The following is a 19,222-nucleotide window of genomic DNA, read 5'->3' as shown; positions in this document are numbered from 1 at the left end:
AGAGTTTAACCAAATGGATTATGCTATGACAGACCGCCCCATTGCTCTTAATTTAAAAGACATTCATAAAAATTACGGCTCGCTTGAAGTATTAAAAGGTGTTTCTTTAACTGCCCACGATGGCGATGTTATTAGTATTTTAGGTTCGAGCGGTTCAGGCAAATCAACTTTACTTCGCTGCATTAATTTATTAGAAAAACCCAGCAGTGGTGAAATTTTTATTGGACAAGAAAAATTAGAATTAATTGAAAAAAAAGGCGAATTGGTTGCCAAAAATCCCAAACAACTTGAAAAACTGCGTTCAAAAATTGGTTTTGTATTTCAAAATTTTAATCTTTGGCCTCATAAAACAATTTTGCAAAATATTATTGAAGGTCCAACCCAAGTATTAGGCATTAATAAAGACGAAGCAATTGCTGATGCTCAACGTCTATTAGATAAAGTTGGACTGCTTTCAAAAAAAGATGCTTATCCTGACAATCTATCGGGCGGTCAAAAACAGCGAGTTGCCATCGCTCGTACACTGGCAATGAAACCGCAGGTTTTATTGTTTGATGAACCAACTTCTGCCTTAGACCCTGAGCTGGTCAATGAAGTTTTGGCGGTTATGAAAGAACTTGCTGATGAAGGTCGAACCATGTTGATTGTTACCCACGAAATGCGTTTTGCTCGCGAGGTATCCAGCCAAGTGGTATTTTTGCACCAAGGACGCGTTGAAGAAATGGGTCCGCCTGATGAGATTTTTGACAATCCAAAATCTGCCCGAGTCAAAGAATTTATGGCATCACATCAAAATTAAGACTGTTGTTTTTAATTTAGTTATTTTTTTATTATTTTTTAAGGAATTTTTATGGTAAATTTTGCAAATACCTATGCCAAAATTGGTGCTGGTTTATTATTTAGTATTGCTTTAACCGCATGTTCTGGAGAAAAATCAGACACATCAGCAGCAACCGATAATAAAGGCAGCGAAGGCACATTGGTAATTGCTACTGAAGCTAATTACATGCCGTTTAACGGCACAACTGCGGACGGCAAAATTATTGGGTTTGATGTTGATGTTATCAATGCTGTTTGTGAAGAAATGCAAACCAAATGCGAAGTGGTAGCTCAAGACTGGGATGGTTTATTGCCAGGACTTTTAACCAAAAAATACGACGCAGTCATTGCAGGTATGTCCATCACACCAGAACGTTTAGAGCAAGTGGATTTTAGCGACCCATATTTTGCCAATACCATCGTTTGGTTAGCAAAAAATGACGGTAGTTTTGACCCCAAAGACATTAAAAATATGGTACTTGGCGGTCAGCGTGGCACTACAGGCGCACTATATATCGGTAAAAACTACGATGGCAAAGATGGCAACCGTGTACAACTGTATGATACCTACGAAAATGCCTATTTGGATATGAAAGCAGGACGCAACCAAGCAGTCATGGCGGAAAAAGCATCAGCGGCTTATTGGTTAAAACAAAACCCCCAAGGCTTTGGGCTGATTGGTGATGAAATTGACAATGGTGATAATTTAGGCATTGCTGTACGTAAAGGCGATGCTTTAAAAGATAAAATCAATAAAGCGCTAGGTGCACTCAAAACCAATGGCAAATTAGAACAAATCAAACAGCAACATTTTGCAGCAAATGCACAAGCTCAAGCTCCAGAACAAGACAGCACAGCTACCAAAACTGATGAAAAACCACAAGAAGCCGCTAAATAATCATTAATAAATTAATAAGGAATTTTTATGAAATTTCAATTCAGTCCAAAATTATTCTTAACAGCATTGACCGTTTTAGCACTTTCAGCCTGTTCAAATGAAAAAACCAATGAACAAACCAAACAAGCTCCAGCAAGCAATAATGAAAAAGTTGTGCGCATTGCCACCGAATCCAGTTTTAAACCTTTTAGTTATCTGGACAACCAAGGAAACTTAGTAGGATTTGAGATTGATCTTGCTACTGCTTTGTGTGATGAGATGAAGGTTGAATGCGACATTAAAAGTTACGATTGGGACAGTTTAATCCCAAGTTTGCAAGCCAATAAAGCCGACGCAATCATGTCGGGTATGTCCGTTACGCCTGAACGGTCTGCGGTAGTTGATTTTAGCAAACCGTATTTTAACAACACCTTTGTATTAATTGCTAAAAAAGGTGAAAATTTAACCATGGAAAATATCGCTGGCAAAACTGTTGGGGCTCAACAAGCCACTGTTGCCGCAGATTATTTAACCAAAAATCAACCAAAAGCGACCTTAAAAACCTATGACAAACAAGATAATGCTTATCTTGACTTGACTGCAGGGCGTATTGATTTGATGATTTCAGACATTGCTCCTGCTTTGGATTGGTTAAAAACCGATGCTGGCAAAGATTATGAGGTGCAAGGCAAACCCATCAATACCAATGACGTTGTTGCTGTTGCTGTGCGTAAAGATGACCCTTTAAAAGGCGAATTTGACAAAGCTATTGACGCTCTAAAAGCCAATGGCAAATATGATGAAATCGCCAAAAAACATCTTGGTGTGGATTTAAAAAGCCTAGAAGCTGGTGAAACTCAAACAGCTGATGACAAAAAGCCTACTGACAGTAAATAATCACACCCAATGACAACTGATGGTTTTTTTGGATAAAACCATTTGCAAATGTCCATTCAAAATTACTCACATAAACTGAGCATACAGAGCAGTGTCAAGCATTCGTTAGGCGCTGCTCTAGTTTGAAAATTATCTCTAAATATATTTTAGACCACCCTAACGAATAGGGATTTTTAAATTAAGGAAAATTTGATGAAAAATATGTTTAAAGCTGCTCTTTTTTTGGGCATATTACTTCTGAGTGCTTGTGGCGAAGAAACTAAAACCCAAGAAACTGGGCAACCAAATGATACATCAAAGCAAACCTTACGAATAGCCACCGAAGGCGCTTACGCTCCTTTTAATTATACGTTTAATAACGGAGATTTGGCGGGGTTTGATTTGGATATTGCCAATGCCTTATGCGATAAAATGGCGGTAACCTGCCAAATCAACGCCCAAGAGTGGGATGGTATCATTCCCGCCTTAAAAACAGACAAGTTTGACGCCATCATCTCAGCCATGTCCGTTACGCCTGAGCGCAGTGAACAGGTAAGTTTTAGCAAGCCTTATTTTAATAACACGCTGGTTTTTCTTGCCAAAAACGACAGTACTTTTGACCCAAAAAATACCAACGATATTAAATCAGCAACCATTGCTGTGCAAGGTTCGACTATTTCAAGCCAATATTTGGATAAAACCTACCCAGAAGTTACCCCACAAATGCACAATACTCTGGATAATGCCTTTTTAAATTTAGCCAGCGGCCGGGCAACCGTCGTACTTAGCGATAAACTACCCGCTTTAACTTGGCTAACTAGCGATTTGGGTAAAGATTTTAGTATTAAGGGCGATGAAATTGACATTCATGACAATTTTGCGATTGCAGTCAATAAAGGCAATGATGAACTTTTGGGGAAATTTAATCAAGCTCTTGATGAAATCAAAGCTGATGGCACTTATGATAAACTGGTGCAAAAACATTTTGGTGATGCCTTAAGTAGCCCAACAACCAAAACAGCCGCTCAAAATGAAGAAGTTCAAACAAAAACCCAAGTAAAAGCAGATACAAAATAAGCCAACATAATTACCCAAATTTTGCTAAAATAGTAAATTTTGTTACCCTGTCAAAAGGCGATGATTGTGTTTGACTTATATGGCTATGGCAATTTATTATTACAAGGCACAATACTAACCATCAAACTTAGTTTAACCAGTTTGATTTTTGGTTTGTTCTTTGGGCTGCTTGGAGCAGTTGCCAAACGTTCACCAGTTTGGTTTATTAAAAAACTGGCTGATATTTATACAACTGTTGTGCGTGGTTTGCCTGAACTGTTAGTTGTTTTTGCGATTTATTTTGGGGCTGAAATTTTAGTTTCGAGCCTTGCTCATAAAATTGGCTATACTCAGCGCATTGAATTGGGCAGCTTTTGGCCTGGTGTCATGGCGCTGTCGGTGATGTTTGGAGCGTACGCCACCGAGGTTTTTCGTATGGCAATAGAGGAGATTCCCAAAGGTCAATGGGAAAGCGCTCAAAGCCTTGGCATGCGACCCTTTCAGACTTTTTGGCGAATCATTCTTCCCCAAATGTGGATTGTTGCTTTGCCTAGTTTGGGTAATTTATTTTTGGTACTACTCAAAGACACCGCCCTTGTCTCCTTGATTGGCTTAAAAGATTTGATTTATTACTCATCACGTGCTGCTCAATCCACCCAAGCACCTTTTACGTTCTTTTTAGTTGCTGCACTGGTTTATTTAGGTTTAACAATTGTGGTTACTTCTTTAATTAGTTTTTGTGAATGGCGTGCTAATCCTGCAGCTCGTTATGCCAAAAAATTACACAAACAAGGGGTTGAGGCATGAGTTGGAATTGGCAAGCAATCATCACAAATTTTCCTGAATTATTAAAAGCATCATTGACCACTGTCGAATTAGTGTTACTTTCCAGTGTTTTGGGATTGATTTTGGGGGTTACGCTAGGGCTTTTACGATTATCCAAAAATCCTTTGGTATGGATACCACCTTATTTATATATCTTCTTTTTTCGAGGCACACCGCTTTTGGTGCAAATTTTTTTAATTTATTATGGGCTTGGACAATTCAAAATCATTCAAGACAGTTTTTTATGGAAACCTGTTTTAAGCCAGCCTTATTGGTGCGCCATCATTGCTTTTACGCTAAATACCGCTGCTTATATTGCTGAAATTGTTCGTGGTGCAATGAATGCTGTTCCTAAGGGTGAGTTAGAAGCTGCTGATGCCTTAGGCATGTCACCTAGTCAAAAACTAAAACGCATCACCCTGCCACGTGCTTTTGGGATTATGATACCTGCTTATAGTAATGAGGTGATTTTTATGCTCAAAGGTTCGGCACTGGCATCGACCATTACAGTTGTAGATTTGATGTACACCTCTAAAGCCATCATTGCCAAAACCTATCTAAATTTAGAAATTTATTTTGCCGCTGGCATCATTTATCTGTTGATTTCATGGGTATTATTGTTTGGTTTTCGGCAATTTGATAAAAAAATTAATCACCATAAACACACCTTGCAGTCGCTATAATCAGTTAATTTTTACGTGTGTTTGAAGGTGATTTAATCGTTTAAGCCTGCAAAATTAATTTTAACCAACTTAATTACCAATGTTTAGACAAAACAACAAGATAAAAAGATAAATCATAAAACTAGCAAGACCGCTAAATATTCCTGCCGTCTTGCTAATTTTGGGTTATCTTAAATGATTAGATACTTACTATTTATTTAAGTATGAATATTATCCATCAATAAAATCAATACATCTGATACTAAAATTGTCTCTAGTCATTAACCATCAACCATAACAACCATCATACTTTAGTTTGTTTGTTGATTCTGGATTGATTGCTGATATTTTTGATATTTTTCAATAGCCGCTTTGGTATCAAATCCTAAATCCTTTGCCAGATTTAAAAAATCATTCATACTATCAGACAACGCATTTGTTCCTTCTTGTATTTGCATCACAGCTTGATTAATCGCAGCCATATCATTTGGATTTTGCAAATCTAAGGCTATGATTGTTTGCAATCCATTATGCATTTTTTGAGCAGCATCGGTAGTTTTTTGAACAATATTCTTGCCTTCTTGACTTTGTAGTTCCAATCCATTTAATTCATCTTGTAGATTTTGAGTAAGCACAAGCTGCTCATTGATAATTGTTTTGACGTCTGCTTGGTTTTTTACTTGGGTCATTTTATGTTGTAAAACTTGCTCTATATCAGGTGTAACGCCAGCGCGCTGAAATGCCTGTTGTATCGCCCACATATCACTTAATTGTGTTGATTTTACATTTAAGGTATCTAAAACTTGTCTAGCATTTTCTACAATGCCTGTTTTATCCAACTCATCTTTACTGGGCTGGGTATCATTTATCTTGGTAGTATTTTTTGAACCTGCATCACCACAAGCAGCTAATAACACTGTCAAAAAAACCAATACAAAGTATTTTTTATACATTTACTTTCTCCAATTCTTTTTGTGCGTGACAACATTCATGTTTGCTAATAAATATACACTCAAATTGCTCAATTTTGGATTTATTCATAAGTTGGTGTAAATATTAACCATCTTAATTTAACTGGTAAATCTAAATTTTGGGTATTTTACACAATGCTTTTTTAAATTTTGATTGCTTGCTGCTTATGATACCACTTTATTGTTAATCAGTTGTCTTGATGAGTTACTCAAATTGTTTTTAAAATCCATTACACCCAATACAAAATCTTTTGATAAATAAACTATAACTGACAATCAAACAGCAAGTTTTACTTTGATTTACAAAACTTCACCAAAAATCGCTACAGCTCTTTTTATCAAGACACTATAATGAAAAGTAGGTAATTAAAACGCTATTTATTACGGTGTTTTTAAAAATTGATTGAAATAATTTTTTGATAAGTCAGAGGTAGGTTATGAAAACGTTAGGTAAATTTTTAGTAGCGGGTGTTTTAGGTGTTGCTAGTTTGAGTGCTTCTGCTGGTGATGGTGGCTATTTGTGTTCTTTTGATACTTATATTGATAAAAGCGATTTATACAATTCAAATGGCTCAAAGTTATCTTCTGTTGGTCAAATCATCCGTCAAGACCGTGCTAATGTCTATAATGGTAGCTCCTCTGATGGTAGTGATGACTGTGGTTTAAGCAACCTAAATAAACGTAACCAACTGCAAAAAGCGATTGATAGAAGCAAAATCAGTCCAAACGTAAAAAATGCCGTAAAACGCGGTGATGTGGGTGTATCGGTTACTTGGTTTAACAGTCACGTACAAGTAGAACTAAACTAAATACGATTGACGCCAAATCACCCAAAAGCCAGATAAAATCTGGCTTTTATTTTTTTACATCATTAATTTTGATTTTTATCTTTTTGAGAGGCTCTTGGGTGAGCTTTATCATAAGTTTTTGATAATGTGCCAAAATCAACCTGTGTGTAAATCTGCGTTGTGCTGATATTACTATGACCAAGCATTTCTTGAATGGCTCGTAAATCGCCACTAGCAGACAACATGTGTGATGCAAAACAGTGGCGTAAAATATGTGGGTGCAGGTTTTGGCTGATACCCGCATTTTGAGCACATGCCTTTAAACGAAGCTGAACCGCCCGTTGAGTAATACGTCCGCCTTTTTGGCTCACAAATAAGGCTTGGGTATTTTTTTGCCATTGTTGTCTTATTGGCAAATAAACTGTAATGGCTGTGATAGCCTGAGCGCCCACAGGTACAATACGCATTTTATTTCCTTTACCAACCACACGCACTGTTTTACCTGATAAATCCACATCTTCCACATTCAAATTGACAAGCTCTGACAGTCGCAATCCACTGCTGTACATCAATTCAAACATAGCTTTATCTCGCTGCCAAATATTTGCTAACACTTGATTTTCTGGAATAGGCTGGTCAAGCAGCTGACTTATCAAATCTACATCGCTAATCACGGGTAAAGGTCGGGGCTGGCTTTTTAGCCGGTAGGCAGCAGCTGGGTTATTTTGGGTTAAATTTTGTGCAATAGCGTATTGATAAAATTTATTGACAGCGGATAGTTCTTGCTTTATGGTAGATATTTTTTGACCGCTTTCCAAACGACCACTAAAAAATAGTGTTAATTGTTTTTTTTGACACGTCTGCCAATTGCCTTGTAATGCAGTATTTTTAGCAACAAACTTTGAAAAACGGTATAACGATGCTTGATATGCCAAAATGGTATTTATTGAATAATTTTCACGGTACAGACTTTTTAGCCATTCATCAATAATTGATATAAAATGGGCTTGGTGTTTATCAGGATTTTTAATAATGTTGGTAGTTGTGGAATTGGGCTTAATAATGTGATTAAGACGCATAATGTGGCACTAAACTGATAAAAATAATCATTGATTTTTAAAGTAAGTAATTTTATCATTAAAAGTTTTTATTTTGCTGTCTTTTATGATAATTTTTATTTTCAACTGTATACTTATTATAGCCTTAATACTGACCATTGGCATCATTGCATTTTTAAATTCAGCTGTTTTTGGGGGAAGCCCTGACAGTCAGACCCTACAAGTGATGCAAAAATCGCCCAATTATCAAAACGGCAAATTTGAAAACTTGCAACCGCTGATTGTAGACGGTTCAGGCGCTGGGGTTTCTGAGGATGAACGCCTAAATTTGATGGATTTTATCATAAATATTTTTTATCCTGCTGATGGTAAACATCCCAAGGAGTCTTTACCAACTTTGCCTTTGACCAAAAATATTCCCTTGCAAAACAACAGTTTTACTTGGCTTGGACATTCCACCATTTTATTTAAAATGGGCGATAAAACAATCATTACCGACCCTGTATTTTATCGGGTATCACCCATCCCCTTGGGTGGAAAGCCCTACTCAATGACTCATCCACCTAAAACAGACGAGTTACCAAATTTAGACATTGTCATTTTATCACACGACCATTATGACCATTTGGACATGAAAGCAATTCAAGAAATCCATCTAAAAGCCCAAAAATTTCTTGTACCACTGGGTGTCAAAGCTCATCTTGTTAAATGGGGCGTGGATAAAAATAAAATTCAAGAATTTGCATGGCATGATACACAAAATCTAGATGGGCTTGAATTTATCTTTGTGCCATCACGACATTATGGCGGAAGAAAATTATCCACCCGAAGTCAAACCTTATGGGGCGGTTGGGTGGTGAAATCCGTTGATTTTTCATTGTATTTTACAGGCGATGGTGGTTTTGGTAGCCATTTTGCTGACATCGCAAAAACATACGCTCCCGATGATGGTTTTGATTTAATGTTTGTGGAAAATGGAGCGTATAATGTGAATTGGGCTGATGTGCATATGTTTCCAGAACAATCGGTGCAAGCAGTCAAAGACGCCAAAGCCAAACTTGCCCTACCGATTCATTGGGGTAAATACGACCTTGCTTATCACAAGTGGGATGAACCTGCTGAACGATTTTTAGCAGAAGCTACAAAACAAAACGTTGCATTCATCACGCCAAAAATTGGACAAAATTTTACTATAAATGACCAAACTACACCTTGGTGGAAGGAAGTACAATAATGTTATTGGATATTAGCCGTTATAATTTTTCGGCATATAAAAAAGAATTTGCTGCCCTAGTTGCGCTTGCGCTTCCCATGCTACTATCTCAAGTTGCCCAAGTTGGTACTGGCTTTGTAGATACGGTCATGGCAGGAAGTATCAGCACATCTGATTTATCGGCGGTTGGGCTGGGTAATAGTGTATTTTTTACGGTATACATTACCCTGCTTGGGGTTATGACCGCGTTAAACCCAATGATTTCTCAAGCCTTTGGCGTACACAAACACAAAAATACCAATGACACCCAAAAAGCCATTGGTAACCTTGGTTGGCAAGGAATTTGGTATGGATTGTTCTTGGGAGTGGTTGGGCTATTTTTGGTCTGGTCAGTGATTGGTTTTTTTGATAAATTTTTAAATTTAGAAGCCAAAACCCTTGCAGTAAGTCAGCTTTATTTATGGTTTATTGGTTTTGCCATGCCAGCAGCTTTAATACATCGAGCTTTACACGCTTACGCATCCAGTCTTGGTAAACCCAAAGCCATCATGATTGTTAGCTGGATTTGTTTTTTTGCGAATATTTTTCTAAATTGGGTGTTTGTTTATGGCAAATTTGGCATGCCAATGCTTGGCGGGGCAGGTTGTGGATTGGCAACAGCAATTGTCTTTTGGATAAATGCACTGCTTTTAGGTTTATACATTGCCAAAGATAAATTTTTTGCCCCTTTTGGGCTGTTTGATAAATTTAGAAAACCAGATATCAAATTATTTGGTGAAATTACCCGACTTGGCGTACCCATTGGCTTGTCGTTTTTTATTGAAGTAAGCTTATTTGCTTGCATTATTTTTTTAGTCGCTAAATTGGATGGGGATACTACCAAACTTATTTCTGCCCAACAGATTGTGATTAATTTAACCAGTTTGATTTTTATGATTCCCCAAAGCATTGGAATTGCCAGCACCGTAAGAATTGGCATCAATCTTGGTCAAAACAATCCTCAACAAGCTCGTTATGTATCAGGGGTTGCTATTAGTAGCGCTATGGCAATTTCGTTTTTGACCGCAAGTTTTTTAATTATTTTTCGTTACAAACTTGCTGATATGTACACTGATGATTTGGCAGTAATTGATATTTGTGGTACGCTTTTATTGTTTGCAGCAGCATTTCAGTTAGTAGACGCCATTCAATGCGTTGCAAGTTACGCTCTTCGTGGTTATAAAATCACCAAAAGTCCAATGATAATTCATATGATTTGTTTTTGGGGTTTTGGAATTATCCCAGGGGTAATCTTTGCATTTTGGTTTGGTTTGGGCATTTATGGGTTCTGGCTGGCTTTGGTGATGTCTTTGGCAGTGGCAGCAATCAGCCTACTTTGGCTGCTTGAAAAACACAGTAAAAAGCTATTGGTAGGATAAATTTATGCGATTTTTTTATCTATGTTCACTGATATTTTTAGTTGCGTGCAGTCAAAAACCGCTCATTGTCTTAGATTCAGGACACAACCCCAAAGGTTCATCACTTGGGGTTGGAGCAATCAGTTTAACAGGCATTCCTGAAGTGAACTACAATGATGTTTTCACTCAAGAACTTTATCAACTACTCATTCAAAAAGGTTATCAGGTAGAATTAACCAGACAAGCTAGTAATGAAAAAACATTACAAGAACGTAGTAATCTTGCCAACAATCACTCTCATAACAAAAAAGCGGTGTTTATCTCTATTCATCACGACAGCACCCAACTTGCTAATCTACGCCCTATTAAAGCAGGCGATATTGACACCTACCAAACCATACGCCCTATTGTTGGTTCATCATTTCATATTTCCCGCGAAAATGGCAATTATACTGACTCACTAAAACTGGCAAAGTCAATTGGTAACGCCTTTTATGTTATTAAACGCACGCCTAATTTAGACCATGCAAACAGCAACTATGAAAAATCCTTATCCTTGGTTGATAAAAAACTTGGTATTTATCACCATGATAAATTGGTCGTTTTAAAAACCACCAAAATTCCAGCAGTATTGATAGAAATTGGTGTGATTGTAGATAAAAGTGACGAAGCATTTATCAAAGACCCCAAAGAGCGTCAAAAACTGGTACAAGCGGTGGTTTTAGGAATTGATAACTACTACAATCATTAATCAAGTGTTGGTAAAACCAACCTTTTGACCAATTGCGCTAATGTCTCGTCACGACAGCCACCAACTGACATTCCTGCCCATAATGATAACAAATCAGGATTGTCAGTTTTTGCACCATGCGCTCGCAGTGATTTGGTCATGGCATTTAGACTGGGGTATTCTGGCAAATCTTTTGAACTCACCTGACTTGTTCTTTGGATGTAATTATTTTTAATTCCGCGCGCCCATTTTCCAGAAAACGCTTTTGTCATCACGGTATCATTTGGCTTGGCTTTTAGCAGTTTTTGTTTATAAAGTGCGTGAATTGGGCTCTCTTTGGTGGTCAAAAATAACGTACCTATAGCCACCATATCTGCGCCATGTTGTAAAAGTTCATCTATTTTGACTTTACTGTCAATACCACCTGCAGCAATTAAGGGAATGGATACCTGTTTTTGAGTTAATTTTAATAAAGTTAAAGCAGATAATTTTTCTGCATCTTCGTCTAAAAATCCGCCTTGATGACCCCCAGCATCCCCCGATTGTAAAATCACTGCATCTGCTCCAATATCTTGCCATTGTTTGGCTTCTTCAGGCAGGTTTGCCGTACCAATCACTAAAGTTCCCACGTCATGCAGCTTAAGAACCTGACTTTTGTTCAAAATTCCAAATGTGAAACTAGCTACGGGTACTGGATTTTGCAATAAAACATCAAATTGTTTGGCAAAATCATAAGCAGGATAATCATCCAAAACAGGTATCACACCCAATTCATCATAAACATTTTTCAACCAAGTTGGCATGGGTGAGCTGTATTTTTGGGTTTTTTCTTTAGGCAAAATCATCAAATTAACCGCAAATGGTTTGTCAGTTAGGGATTTTATCGTATTGATTTCACTATGAATTTTATCACAAGACATCATACCCGCCCCCAAAGAACCCAAAACACCCAAATTGGATGCACACGCCACAAAAGATGCGTTGCTAGCTCCTGCCATTGGTGCTTGGATAATAGGTGTTGTTAAGTTCAACCGCTGTTTTAGACTCATACCCATCTCTTTATTTGCTATTTTCTTTAATGTAACACAATTTGTTTTTATAAATTAATTTTATATTTTATCCCCATAATTTTTTAGCATGATAATACACCTGACTATGAGCCTCCACAATCACTGCAATATCCGGCGCATAGCCACCCCCCATTACCACCACAATAGGAATGCCTGCTTTTTTAGCACACATAAGCACCCGCTCATCACGATATGACACGCCTGACATGGTTAGATTTAATTTGCCTAATTTATCTACATCCAAAACATCAACCCCCGCCTGATAAAATATCAAATCAGGATAAAACTGTGTCATAATTTTGGTTAAATTTTCATCTAAAATTGCCAAATATTCATCATCGGTTGTGCCATCATCCAAGTCAATATCTAAATCAGATGGGATTTTTCTAAAAGGATAATTTTTCTTGCCATGCATACTAAAGACAAAAACATTAGGGTTGTTTGCCATAATTGATGCATTGCCATTACCTTGATGAACATCTAAATCTACAATCAAAATGCGTTTTGCTTGATTTCTTTGCAATAAAAGATGACTTGCCACACAAATATCATTAAAAATACAAAAACCCTCGCCATGCCCAGCAAACGCATGATGAGTGCCGCCCGAAGTTGATAAACTAATGCCATGTTTTTGGGCGTGCAATGCGCATTCATAGGTCGCATGAGCGATAAAATGTTCACGTTCTATCAAATCATGCGTTAAAGGCAACCCAAGCATACGGGCTTGGCGACTGGTTAGATTAAGATTTATCAATGCATGATAATAATCATGGGTGTGCGTGGTTAAGATTTCATCTTTACTAGCTTTTTGTGGCGTAAATAAATTATCTATAGTGATGACATTTTCTTGTAACAACTTTTGGGGCAATAAACGATATTTTTCCATTGGAAAACGATGATTTGGCGGAAGTGGCAAACAAAAAATCGGAGAATAAGCAATTTTTAACACAATTTAAATCCAAAAAAATAAACCGTAAATCAAAATTATAGATAAAATAATTCACAATTTTATACCATTGACAAAAACTTCTGTTACACATTTTGATACAATTTGCAGTAAAATATGAACCGATTTTGAGTTTTTAGTGAATTTTTGTTATCTTGGAGTTTTTATGAAAAAACTACTCATCGCAACGGGTGTGCTTTCTGCCCTGATTATGACAGGCTGCGCCACCAATCCAAAACCAAACGATATGCCAGGAGATGACATGCATCACCACTATCATGGCAAAAAACATCATCATGGCAAACACCATCACGGTAAAATGGTAGAGCACTATACTTGCGAACAAAATGCCACTGTCAATGTTAAATACAAAAAAGATACAGCATTATTAAATGTAACTGCACCTAGCCTAACGCTAAACAATCAAGATATCAGCTTAACTCGAGCTGTTTCAGGTAGTGGTATGCGTTTTGTCAATGAAACTAATCCAGCTTCAAAATACGAATGGCACGCCAAAAATGGTGAAGCGATTTTTGGAGTAACAGTTGCAGACGGCAAAACTTATGAATTCAGCTGTCAGTCTGATGACATGCCACCACCGCCACCAGAAGCCGATGATAGCATGGATGATATGTAAGCATATCATACTTATTAAAAAATCCTACCAAATTTGGTAGGATTTTTATTATTGATTTTCTAAGGATTTTTGGCAATCGGGATTACTGCACACGCCATATAGCACCAAAGAATGACCTGTTAGTTTAAAATTATGTGATTGGGCAACTTTGTGCTGTTCAGCCTCAATGGCATCATTGTGAAATTCTTCAATTTTACCACACACATCACACACTAAATGGTCGTGGTGTTCATCTTGAACAATTTCAAATACGGATAAATTATTTTCAAAATTATGACGCTCAACAATGCCTGCTTGCTCAAACTGAGTCAAAACACGATAAACCGTTGCCAAACCAACATCTTCGCCCTGCTGTGCAAGCGCTCGATACACATCTTCAGCACTCATATGATGATGTTCAGCGCTCTCAAGAAGTTCCAAGATTCGGATACGTGGCAATGTTACTTTTAAGCCCACTTTACGCAAATCTTTATTGGTAAAACTCATAAAAATACCTTTAATAATTGTTTAATTTTTAACGTTTGCCTAATTTACCACAAATTTATTTTTACCACAAATTTATTCAAATTATTTGCCAAAAAATGATAAACTAAACCAAAAATAAAATACCAAAGCAAACACAAGCATTTATATTGATTGGTGCTTTGTTTTTTGGTATAACACAGTTTTTATGAATGCGGAAAACTATATGACATTATTTGCAAAATTTATACCCGTTGCCTTATTTACCGCCATTACTTTATCTGGATGTAATATGTTTCGGGTCTACACCATCGATTTACCCCAAGGCACGCCCGTCACTGCTGAACAAGCTGCACAAATCAAAGTAGGCATGAGTCAAGACCAAGTTTTATATCTATTAGGCAGTCCTGCCATGCGCGACACTCTAAATCCCAACCGTTTTGACTATCTATATAATTATCAAGCAGGGACAGATGGGCGTAAAGCTGGCAAAAAGAACGTCAAAAATACCGAACATTATTTGAGTATCTATTTTGAGAACGGGCGTGTGGTTCGTATTTTAGGACGTGAAAATCTGCGTCTAACGCCACGCTAATCACATCACTAACTACCAAATAATACTTCTATTACTGGCACTTCATCGCTTAGGTCGCTGACTGTGCCAACCTTTTTAAAACCTTCAAAGAATACATGTTCACCAAGTTCTTTATTGGCAATGGCGTTTTGAATTTGGTGCAACAGTTCAATGGCTGTAATTACCCTATCATCATTAGCTTGAATGGTTAACACAACGGTTGTATGGTAGTAACCATCGCCATCAGATTCACCTAAAAAAACTTCAGGGTATTTTAAGATTTCATTGCCTTGCAAATCATCTTCACTACGTAAACGGGCTTGATACATCACATAAACCATAGGTTCTTTGCATAAAATCTCCCAAGGGTTAAAGCCACTAATATCATTATCCAGCTCTGTATTATAGTCCATAAGCGCTTGATAAAATTGCATGCAAGTTAAATAATAAACGTGATTAAATGACCAAAACACCCCATCAAATACTGACAAATCCTTATCATTTGGCAAATAATTTTCACAAACATTGATTCGGTGAATATCCACCACTGGCGGATAAGGAATTTGCGCCTCTTCCAGTGCCTGCATCAAAGCCATATTTCCCTTGTCCAATTTATACAGCATTTCTTGATGATAAAGTGGCACAAGGCTATAAAAAATAACGCTTTTATCTTCTGATAATTTAGCAACTGCAATATCATCACCATCATCAGCCTCTAAAAGTAACATGCATTCAAAATTTGTTCCTGCCAAAGTTTCTACAGATACTGTATGACCACTGGAAAAATAACTTTGGCGATAAAATGGTAAACACGCTAAATTTTTTAGCTGTCTAATTGGCCAAAAATCACGCTCATCATCGCTGTCTAACTGCCAATCTGCAGGTAGACGAATCAAAAGTTCAGAGTAAGCAGGAGTAATCTCATCAGGTACACTCATCATGTACGCACCCATACCACTGGTAACCAAAGTATAATAAGGGGTTTTATCAGTTGGGCTTATTACGTGGATATCACAGGTAATTTTATTAGGGGTCATATCACTCATGGTGTGACTGATTTTTCCAAATGTTTTTTCAATGTATATTTTTAAGTTTTGTTCTTCATTATCAGGATAGCAAATCAGTTCATCATCAAATGGTTCATGATTATCAATCACCAAGCACTTTTCATTATTATCGTATACCAAATAATCATGCTTTAACATACTGTTAATACTGCGAATTTCCTCTTTTAATGACCAATTTTCCAAATTAATAAGATACAATTCTAAATCATCACTAAAGCTAATACTAATTATTTGCCCAAATTTGCCCTCAGTATTGGGGTCTAAATCCAAACACAACAAATTAAATTCTTCTTCGTCTTCTGTGTTGTCCTCACTGATTGCAAAAGGAATCCATAACCGATGATATAGGCGATTTTTGATTTCTTCATCATAAATCATATCTTCTTGGCTAATACGAATGTCTTGCCATGACTCGCCGTAAGTATTGGTTAATTTATCAACATACGCATCTTGCACCGAAATAATTTCTTCTAATGTTAAAAAACGGTGTAAATCTTCCAAATTTGAAAATTTTGCCCCAAATTTTTGTCCATTAAACGTGCGATACAGTTGTTCAAAACTTTCAGGTAAAACAATGCCTAATTTTTTTTCAAAAACTCTCAGTTCAGTTTTGCTGGCAAGCTGATTAAAACTATTAGCAATTTTTGGGGCTTTTTTTTCCAGTAATGCAAAAAAATCCTCCAAGTCATATTCCACTGTTCCTAATCCGCCATTTTCAGCATCCAAAGTGCTGATGTTTTTTTCTTCAGCGCGTTCAATCCAGCTTAATAGATCTTCTTCGTTATTATAATCTTTAGAAATCGTTAAATGTTTTTTGGCATTTTGTTTATCATTTAAATAAAAATAAGAATAACCAATTTTGTAATTCCAGTCTTGCTCATTCTCCAAATCCTTTTCTAAAGATTGAAAAATAGACAAAGCACGTTCAAGGTAAGGAATATTTTCAGGAATTTTATTCAACCAATATACATTATTGCATGCTCTTGCCTGTTCACTTAAAATTTGCGGGGTTTGCTGAGCGTGTGGTAATGCATCCACAAGTTCAATAATCGGAATAAAATTATCTTCATCATCCCATGCTTTTAAAGCAGTGATGATTTCATTTTCATTAATTTGGTCAATTGGTTTGTGATATAAAGTTTCAAGTTGCAAGACAGCGTTTGTCATTTATTATGCTCATTAAGATTTTTTTATTTGAATCGTATTTAGATTAGCACTTTTAGACAAAATATACAAACCATGATTTTATAAACGCATGATTTTATAACCTATGATACAATACCAAATTTTATTCAAATCAAAATAAAACTAAAAAAATATGCAAATTATCCATCTTGACCCCAAAAATCCGCCTCCATTGCCCAAGATTGCTCTAACCATAGGTAATTTTGATGGTGTGCATCTTGGACATAAAACCATGCTTTATGCTTTAAAAAATATGGCGAGTCAGCAGCATTTGCATACGGCAATGATGATTTTTGAGCCACAGCCAAGGGAATTTTTTACTCCCAACAATCCGCCCGCGCGTCTGAGTAACTTGGCTGAAAAATCAGCGATTATCAAAAAACTGGACATTGATTATTTATTAGTAGTTGATTTTAATGATGAATTTCGTTCTTTATCAGCTTTGGATTTCACACAATTGCTAAAAAAATTAAACGCCAATCATTTGATGCTTGGTGATGATTTTCGCTTTGGTCATGACCGTTTGGGTGATAAAAATTTTTTACAAAATCAAGGTTTTATTGTTGATAATTTGACAACTATCTGTCATCAAAACACACGCATCAGTTCAACACAAATTCGTCATGCACTTTCGTTAGGAGATTTAACCACTGTTAAAATGCTACTTGGTCAAGACTATAGTATAAAAGGCACAGTTGTTCACGGCGATAAAATTGGCAGAACACTAGGGTTTCCAACCGCCAATATTTCACTGTCTCGGCTCAAACCTGCATTAAAAGGCGTATTTGGGGCAAATGTGTTATTTTTTAATCAAAATGATCAACTGATTCAGCCCTGTGATTTAACCCATAGTCATCACAAAGGAATTTTAGGAATTCACCCCAACAGTTTATTAGGCGCGGTTAATATCGGCACGCGTCCTAGCGTTCATGGTGCTGATTATCGTTTGGAAGTACATTTTCCAGATTTTGATGGCAATTTGTATGGATTGACCGCACAAGTAATTTTTTTACATTATTTACATGATGAAAAAAAATACGCTGATTTGTCCACCTTACAATCTGCTATTGGTAATGACATCAAAGCAATACTGGATTGGCAAAAAGCTGTTAAGTAGACCCAAGTGCATGCACACCCTGCCATAGTGCGTATAATCCCAAACAAAATAACATAATAGCAATCATATGATTAAACACCGTTTGTGGTAAACGATGACGAATTTGAGAACCAAAATATACAAAAAATAGTGAAATAACAATCACAGTCAATAAAAGCCATTTTTGCTTTGAATCAAAGGTTGTAATAACCGGAAATAACACAAAAATTTGAATGATTTTGGTGATTAAAATACTTAAGTTATTAACAATCACCATTTCATTTTTATTGCGCTTAGTTCCCAAAAGATAAATCATCAAAAACGCCACAATGGCATTGGTTGCACCGCCAACAACACCTGCAATAAATCCAAAAATTGCCATGGTTTTGTTATCATGAGTAAAGTAAATGCGATGTCGTGAATACTGGGTATAAACATAAAATAATAATGTTATTGCTAGAAAAATTTTTAAATAACTTTCAGGAACCACCAATAAAAACTGTACCCCCAAAAGACCACCCAAAAAACTAGTAAAAAATAACCAAAAATATTCTTTACCATATTGGGTGATATTGTCAATAATTGTGCCGCCTGAACGTAACATCATTAAATTAAGCACCACACACGGCACTACTACCATCGCCACGGCAACTTTTAATGGGTAAAAACTGGCAATGATTGCTGTGCCAACGATTGGATAACCAAACCCTGTTATGCCATGTAATAATGCCCCAAGTATAAAAAATAGAACAATTATCCAATCATCAGAAAAAACTACATCCAAATTTTGCATATTTTAACAATCCTAAAAAAGTGTCATTATCGCAAATTTCTTAAAAAACCCCTTATTCTAATTACAGTTATAAATATTCAAAAAAACACCGAAGCAAAATTAAAAAGCATAAAAAAAGCA

The 19,222-nt window shown here is 36.5% G+C and carries 20 protein-coding genes; 13 read left to right on the top strand and 7 right to left on the bottom strand.

Annotation, left to right across the window (positions count from 1 at the left end; genetic code table 11):
- The first annotated feature begins 25 nt into the window (after nt 1-25).
- From ACZBKJ_RS04845 to ACZBKJ_RS04820, 6 genes are all read left to right on the top strand, one after another.
- Complete coding sequence (locus ACZBKJ_RS04845; RefSeq protein ID WP_463199802.1) at nt 26-799, top strand: ABC transporter ATP-binding protein; 774 nt, start codon at nt 26-28, stop codon at nt 797-799.
- A gap of 51 nt (nt 800-850) precedes the next feature.
- Nucleotides 851-1,717 carry a transporter substrate-binding domain-containing protein gene (locus ACZBKJ_RS04840; protein WP_463199801.1) on the top strand — a complete coding sequence of 289 codons (867 nt, stop codon included), beginning with the start codon at nt 851-853 and terminating at the stop codon, nt 1,715-1,717.
- Nucleotides 1,718-1,744: 27 nt separating this feature from the next.
- On the top strand, nt 1,745-2,593 hold the full coding sequence (locus tag ACZBKJ_RS04835; protein ID WP_463199800.1) for a transporter substrate-binding domain-containing protein: 849 nt from the start codon (nt 1,745-1,747) through the stop codon (nt 2,591-2,593).
- A 192-nt stretch (nt 2,594-2,785) separates the two neighbouring features.
- Nucleotides 2,786-3,649 carry a transporter substrate-binding domain-containing protein gene (locus tag ACZBKJ_RS04830; RefSeq protein ID WP_463199799.1) on the top strand — a complete coding sequence of 288 codons (864 nt, stop codon included), beginning with the start codon at nt 2,786-2,788 and terminating at the stop codon, nt 3,647-3,649.
- Nucleotides 3,650-3,715: 66 nt separating this feature from the next.
- The gene (locus ACZBKJ_RS04825) at nt 3,716-4,435 is read left to right on the top strand and encodes an ABC transporter permease (protein ID WP_463199798.1); all 720 of its coding nucleotides are present in this window, start codon (nt 3,716-3,718) and stop codon (nt 4,433-4,435) included.
- On the top strand, nt 4,432-5,136 hold the full coding sequence (locus ACZBKJ_RS04820; RefSeq protein WP_463199797.1) for an ABC transporter permease: 705 nt from the start codon (nt 4,432-4,434) through the stop codon (nt 5,134-5,136). Before ACZBKJ_RS04825 ends, ACZBKJ_RS04820 begins: the two co-directional genes overlap by 4 nt.
- A 290-nt stretch (nt 5,137-5,426) precedes the next feature.
- Here the strand turns inward: ACZBKJ_RS04820 and ACZBKJ_RS04815 are convergent, their stop codons facing one another.
- A complete protein-coding gene (locus tag ACZBKJ_RS04815) occupies nt 5,427-6,068 on the bottom strand; it encodes a hypothetical protein (protein ID WP_463199795.1) in 642 nt (213 codons plus the stop codon).
- Nucleotides 6,069-6,523: 455 nt separating this feature from the next.
- On the opposite strand from ACZBKJ_RS04815, the gene ACZBKJ_RS04810 reads away from it, so the two are divergent.
- Nucleotides 6,524-6,895 carry a hypothetical protein gene (locus ACZBKJ_RS04810; protein WP_463199794.1) on the top strand — a complete coding sequence of 124 codons (372 nt, stop codon included), beginning with the start codon at nt 6,524-6,526 and terminating at the stop codon, nt 6,893-6,895.
- Between the two features lie 62 nt (nt 6,896-6,957).
- Here the strand turns inward: ACZBKJ_RS04810 and xerA are convergent, their stop codons facing one another.
- Nucleotides 6,958-7,953, bottom strand: a complete 996-nt coding sequence (xerA, locus tag ACZBKJ_RS04805; RefSeq protein WP_463199793.1) for a site-specific tyrosine recombinase/integron integrase — start codon at nt 7,951-7,953, stop codon at nt 6,958-6,960.
- An 85-nt stretch (nt 7,954-8,038) separates the two neighbouring features.
- On the opposite strand from xerA, the gene ACZBKJ_RS04800 reads away from it, so the two are divergent.
- The 3 genes from ACZBKJ_RS04800 to ACZBKJ_RS04790 are packed head-to-tail and all read left to right on the top strand — an operon-like array spanning nt 8,039 to nt 11,293.
- The gene (locus tag ACZBKJ_RS04800; protein ID WP_463199792.1) at nt 8,039-9,166 is read left to right on the top strand and encodes an MBL fold metallo-hydrolase; all 1,128 of its coding nucleotides are present in this window, start codon (nt 8,039-8,041) and stop codon (nt 9,164-9,166) included.
- Nucleotides 9,166-10,563, top strand: coding sequence for an MATE family efflux transporter (locus tag ACZBKJ_RS04795; protein WP_463199791.1), 1,398 nt, complete (start codon nt 9,166-9,168; stop codon nt 10,561-10,563). Before ACZBKJ_RS04800 ends, ACZBKJ_RS04795 begins: the two co-directional genes overlap by 1 nt.
- 4 nt (nt 10,564-10,567) lie before the next feature.
- Nucleotides 10,568-11,293 carry an N-acetylmuramoyl-L-alanine amidase family protein gene (locus ACZBKJ_RS04790; protein ID WP_463199790.1) on the top strand — a complete coding sequence of 242 codons (726 nt, stop codon included), beginning with the start codon at nt 10,568-10,570 and terminating at the stop codon, nt 11,291-11,293.
- Here ACZBKJ_RS04790 and ACZBKJ_RS04785 read toward each other — a convergent pair.
- A complete protein-coding gene (locus ACZBKJ_RS04785; protein ID WP_463199789.1) occupies nt 11,290-12,321 on the bottom strand; it encodes an NAD(P)H-dependent flavin oxidoreductase in 1,032 nt (343 codons plus the stop codon). The two genes, ACZBKJ_RS04790 and ACZBKJ_RS04785, sit on opposite strands and share 4 nt — an antisense overlap.
- A 67-nt stretch (nt 12,322-12,388) precedes the next feature.
- A complete protein-coding gene (locus ACZBKJ_RS04780; RefSeq protein ID WP_463199788.1) occupies nt 12,389-13,291 on the bottom strand; it encodes a histone deacetylase family protein in 903 nt (300 codons plus the stop codon).
- Nucleotides 13,292-13,454: 163 nt separating this feature from the next.
- Here ACZBKJ_RS04780 and ACZBKJ_RS04775 point away from each other — a divergent pair, with 163 nt between their 5' ends.
- A complete protein-coding gene (locus ACZBKJ_RS04775; protein WP_463199787.1) occupies nt 13,455-13,925 on the top strand; it encodes an MliC family protein in 471 nt (156 codons plus the stop codon).
- A 48-nt stretch (nt 13,926-13,973) separates the two neighbouring features.
- Here the strand turns inward: ACZBKJ_RS04775 and fur are convergent, their stop codons facing one another.
- Nucleotides 13,974-14,411: a ferric iron uptake transcriptional regulator gene (gene fur, locus ACZBKJ_RS04770; protein ID WP_463199786.1), complete on the bottom strand. Its 438-nt coding sequence runs from the start codon at nt 14,409-14,411 to the stop codon at nt 13,974-13,976.
- A gap of 202 nt (nt 14,412-14,613) precedes the next feature.
- Here fur and ACZBKJ_RS04765 point away from each other — a divergent pair, with 202 nt between their 5' ends.
- Nucleotides 14,614-14,982 (top strand): outer membrane protein assembly factor BamE, encoded by a 369-nt coding sequence (locus ACZBKJ_RS04765; protein ID WP_463199785.1) that lies wholly within the window; start codon nt 14,614-14,616, stop codon nt 14,980-14,982.
- Nucleotides 14,983-14,990: 8 nt separating this feature from the next.
- On the opposite strand, the gene ACZBKJ_RS04760 is transcribed toward ACZBKJ_RS04765, so the two are convergent.
- Nucleotides 14,991-17,195: a suppressor of fused domain protein gene (locus ACZBKJ_RS04760; protein ID WP_463199784.1), complete on the bottom strand. Its 2,205-nt coding sequence runs from the start codon at nt 17,193-17,195 to the stop codon at nt 14,991-14,993.
- A 151-nt stretch (nt 17,196-17,346) separates the two neighbouring features.
- Here ACZBKJ_RS04760 and ribF point away from each other — a divergent pair, with 151 nt between their 5' ends.
- On the top strand, nt 17,347-18,330 hold the full coding sequence (gene ribF / locus ACZBKJ_RS04755; RefSeq protein WP_463199783.1) for a riboflavin biosynthesis protein RibF: 984 nt from the start codon (nt 17,347-17,349) through the stop codon (nt 18,328-18,330).
- Here the strand turns inward: ribF and ACZBKJ_RS04750 are convergent.
- The gene (locus ACZBKJ_RS04750; RefSeq protein WP_463199782.1) at nt 18,323-19,102 is read right to left on the bottom strand and encodes a TSUP family transporter; all 780 of its coding nucleotides are present in this window, start codon (nt 19,100-19,102) and stop codon (nt 18,323-18,325) included. The two genes, ribF and ACZBKJ_RS04750, sit on opposite strands and share 8 nt — an antisense overlap.
- Nucleotides 19,103-19,222: the final 120 nt, after the last annotated feature.

The sequence above is a fragment of the Moraxella sp. I5G genome (genome assembly GCF_055193055.1).
The sequence above is the reverse complement of the archived record's forward strand: the minus strand, read 5'-3'. Positions and strand labels throughout refer to the sequence as shown.

Bases quoted from the DNA above. Each gene is read 5' to 3' on its own strand.
- fur (WP_463199786.1), bottom strand. From the start codon at position 14,411: ATGAGTTTTACCAATAAAGATTTGCGTAAAGTGGGCTTAAAAGTAACA.
- ACZBKJ_RS04790 (WP_463199790.1), top strand. From the start codon at position 10,568: ATGCGATTTTTTTATCTATGTTCACTGATATTTTTAGTTGCGTGCAGT.
- ACZBKJ_RS04765 (WP_463199785.1), top strand. From the start codon at position 14,614: ATGACATTATTTGCAAAATTTATACCCGTTGCCTTATTTACCGCCATT.
- xerA (WP_463199793.1), bottom strand. From the start codon at position 7,953: ATGCGTCTTAATCACATTATTAAGCCCAATTCCACAACTACCAACATT.
- ACZBKJ_RS04835 (WP_463199800.1), top strand. From the start codon at position 1,745: ATGAAATTTCAATTCAGTCCAAAATTATTCTTAACAGCATTGACCGTT.
- ACZBKJ_RS04810 (WP_463199794.1), top strand. From the start codon at position 6,524: ATGAAAACGTTAGGTAAATTTTTAGTAGCGGGTGTTTTAGGTGTTGCT.
- ribF (WP_463199783.1), top strand. From the start codon at position 17,347: ATGCAAATTATCCATCTTGACCCCAAAAATCCGCCTCCATTGCCCAAG.
- ACZBKJ_RS04800 (WP_463199792.1), top strand. From the start codon at position 8,039: ATGATAATTTTTATTTTCAACTGTATACTTATTATAGCCTTAATACTG.
- ACZBKJ_RS04775 (WP_463199787.1), top strand. From the start codon at position 13,455: ATGAAAAAACTACTCATCGCAACGGGTGTGCTTTCTGCCCTGATTATG.
- ACZBKJ_RS04815 (WP_463199795.1), bottom strand. From the start codon at position 6,068: ATGTATAAAAAATACTTTGTATTGGTTTTTTTGACAGTGTTATTAGCT.
- ACZBKJ_RS04845 (WP_463199802.1), top strand. From the start codon at position 26: ATGACAGACCGCCCCATTGCTCTTAATTTAAAAGACATTCATAAAAAT.
- ACZBKJ_RS04785 (WP_463199789.1), bottom strand. From the start codon at position 12,321: ATGAGTCTAAAACAGCGGTTGAACTTAACAACACCTATTATCCAAGCA.
- ACZBKJ_RS04760 (WP_463199784.1), bottom strand. From the start codon at position 17,195: ATGACAAACGCTGTCTTGCAACTTGAAACTTTATATCACAAACCAATT.
- ACZBKJ_RS04750 (WP_463199782.1), bottom strand. From the start codon at position 19,102: ATGCAAAATTTGGATGTAGTTTTTTCTGATGATTGGATAATTGTTCTA.
- ACZBKJ_RS04820 (WP_463199797.1), top strand. From the start codon at position 4,432: ATGAGTTGGAATTGGCAAGCAATCATCACAAATTTTCCTGAATTATTA.
- ACZBKJ_RS04830 (WP_463199799.1), top strand. From the start codon at position 2,786: ATGAAAAATATGTTTAAAGCTGCTCTTTTTTTGGGCATATTACTTCTG.
- ACZBKJ_RS04840 (WP_463199801.1), top strand. From the start codon at position 851: ATGGTAAATTTTGCAAATACCTATGCCAAAATTGGTGCTGGTTTATTA.
- ACZBKJ_RS04795 (WP_463199791.1), top strand. From the start codon at position 9,166: ATGTTATTGGATATTAGCCGTTATAATTTTTCGGCATATAAAAAAGAA.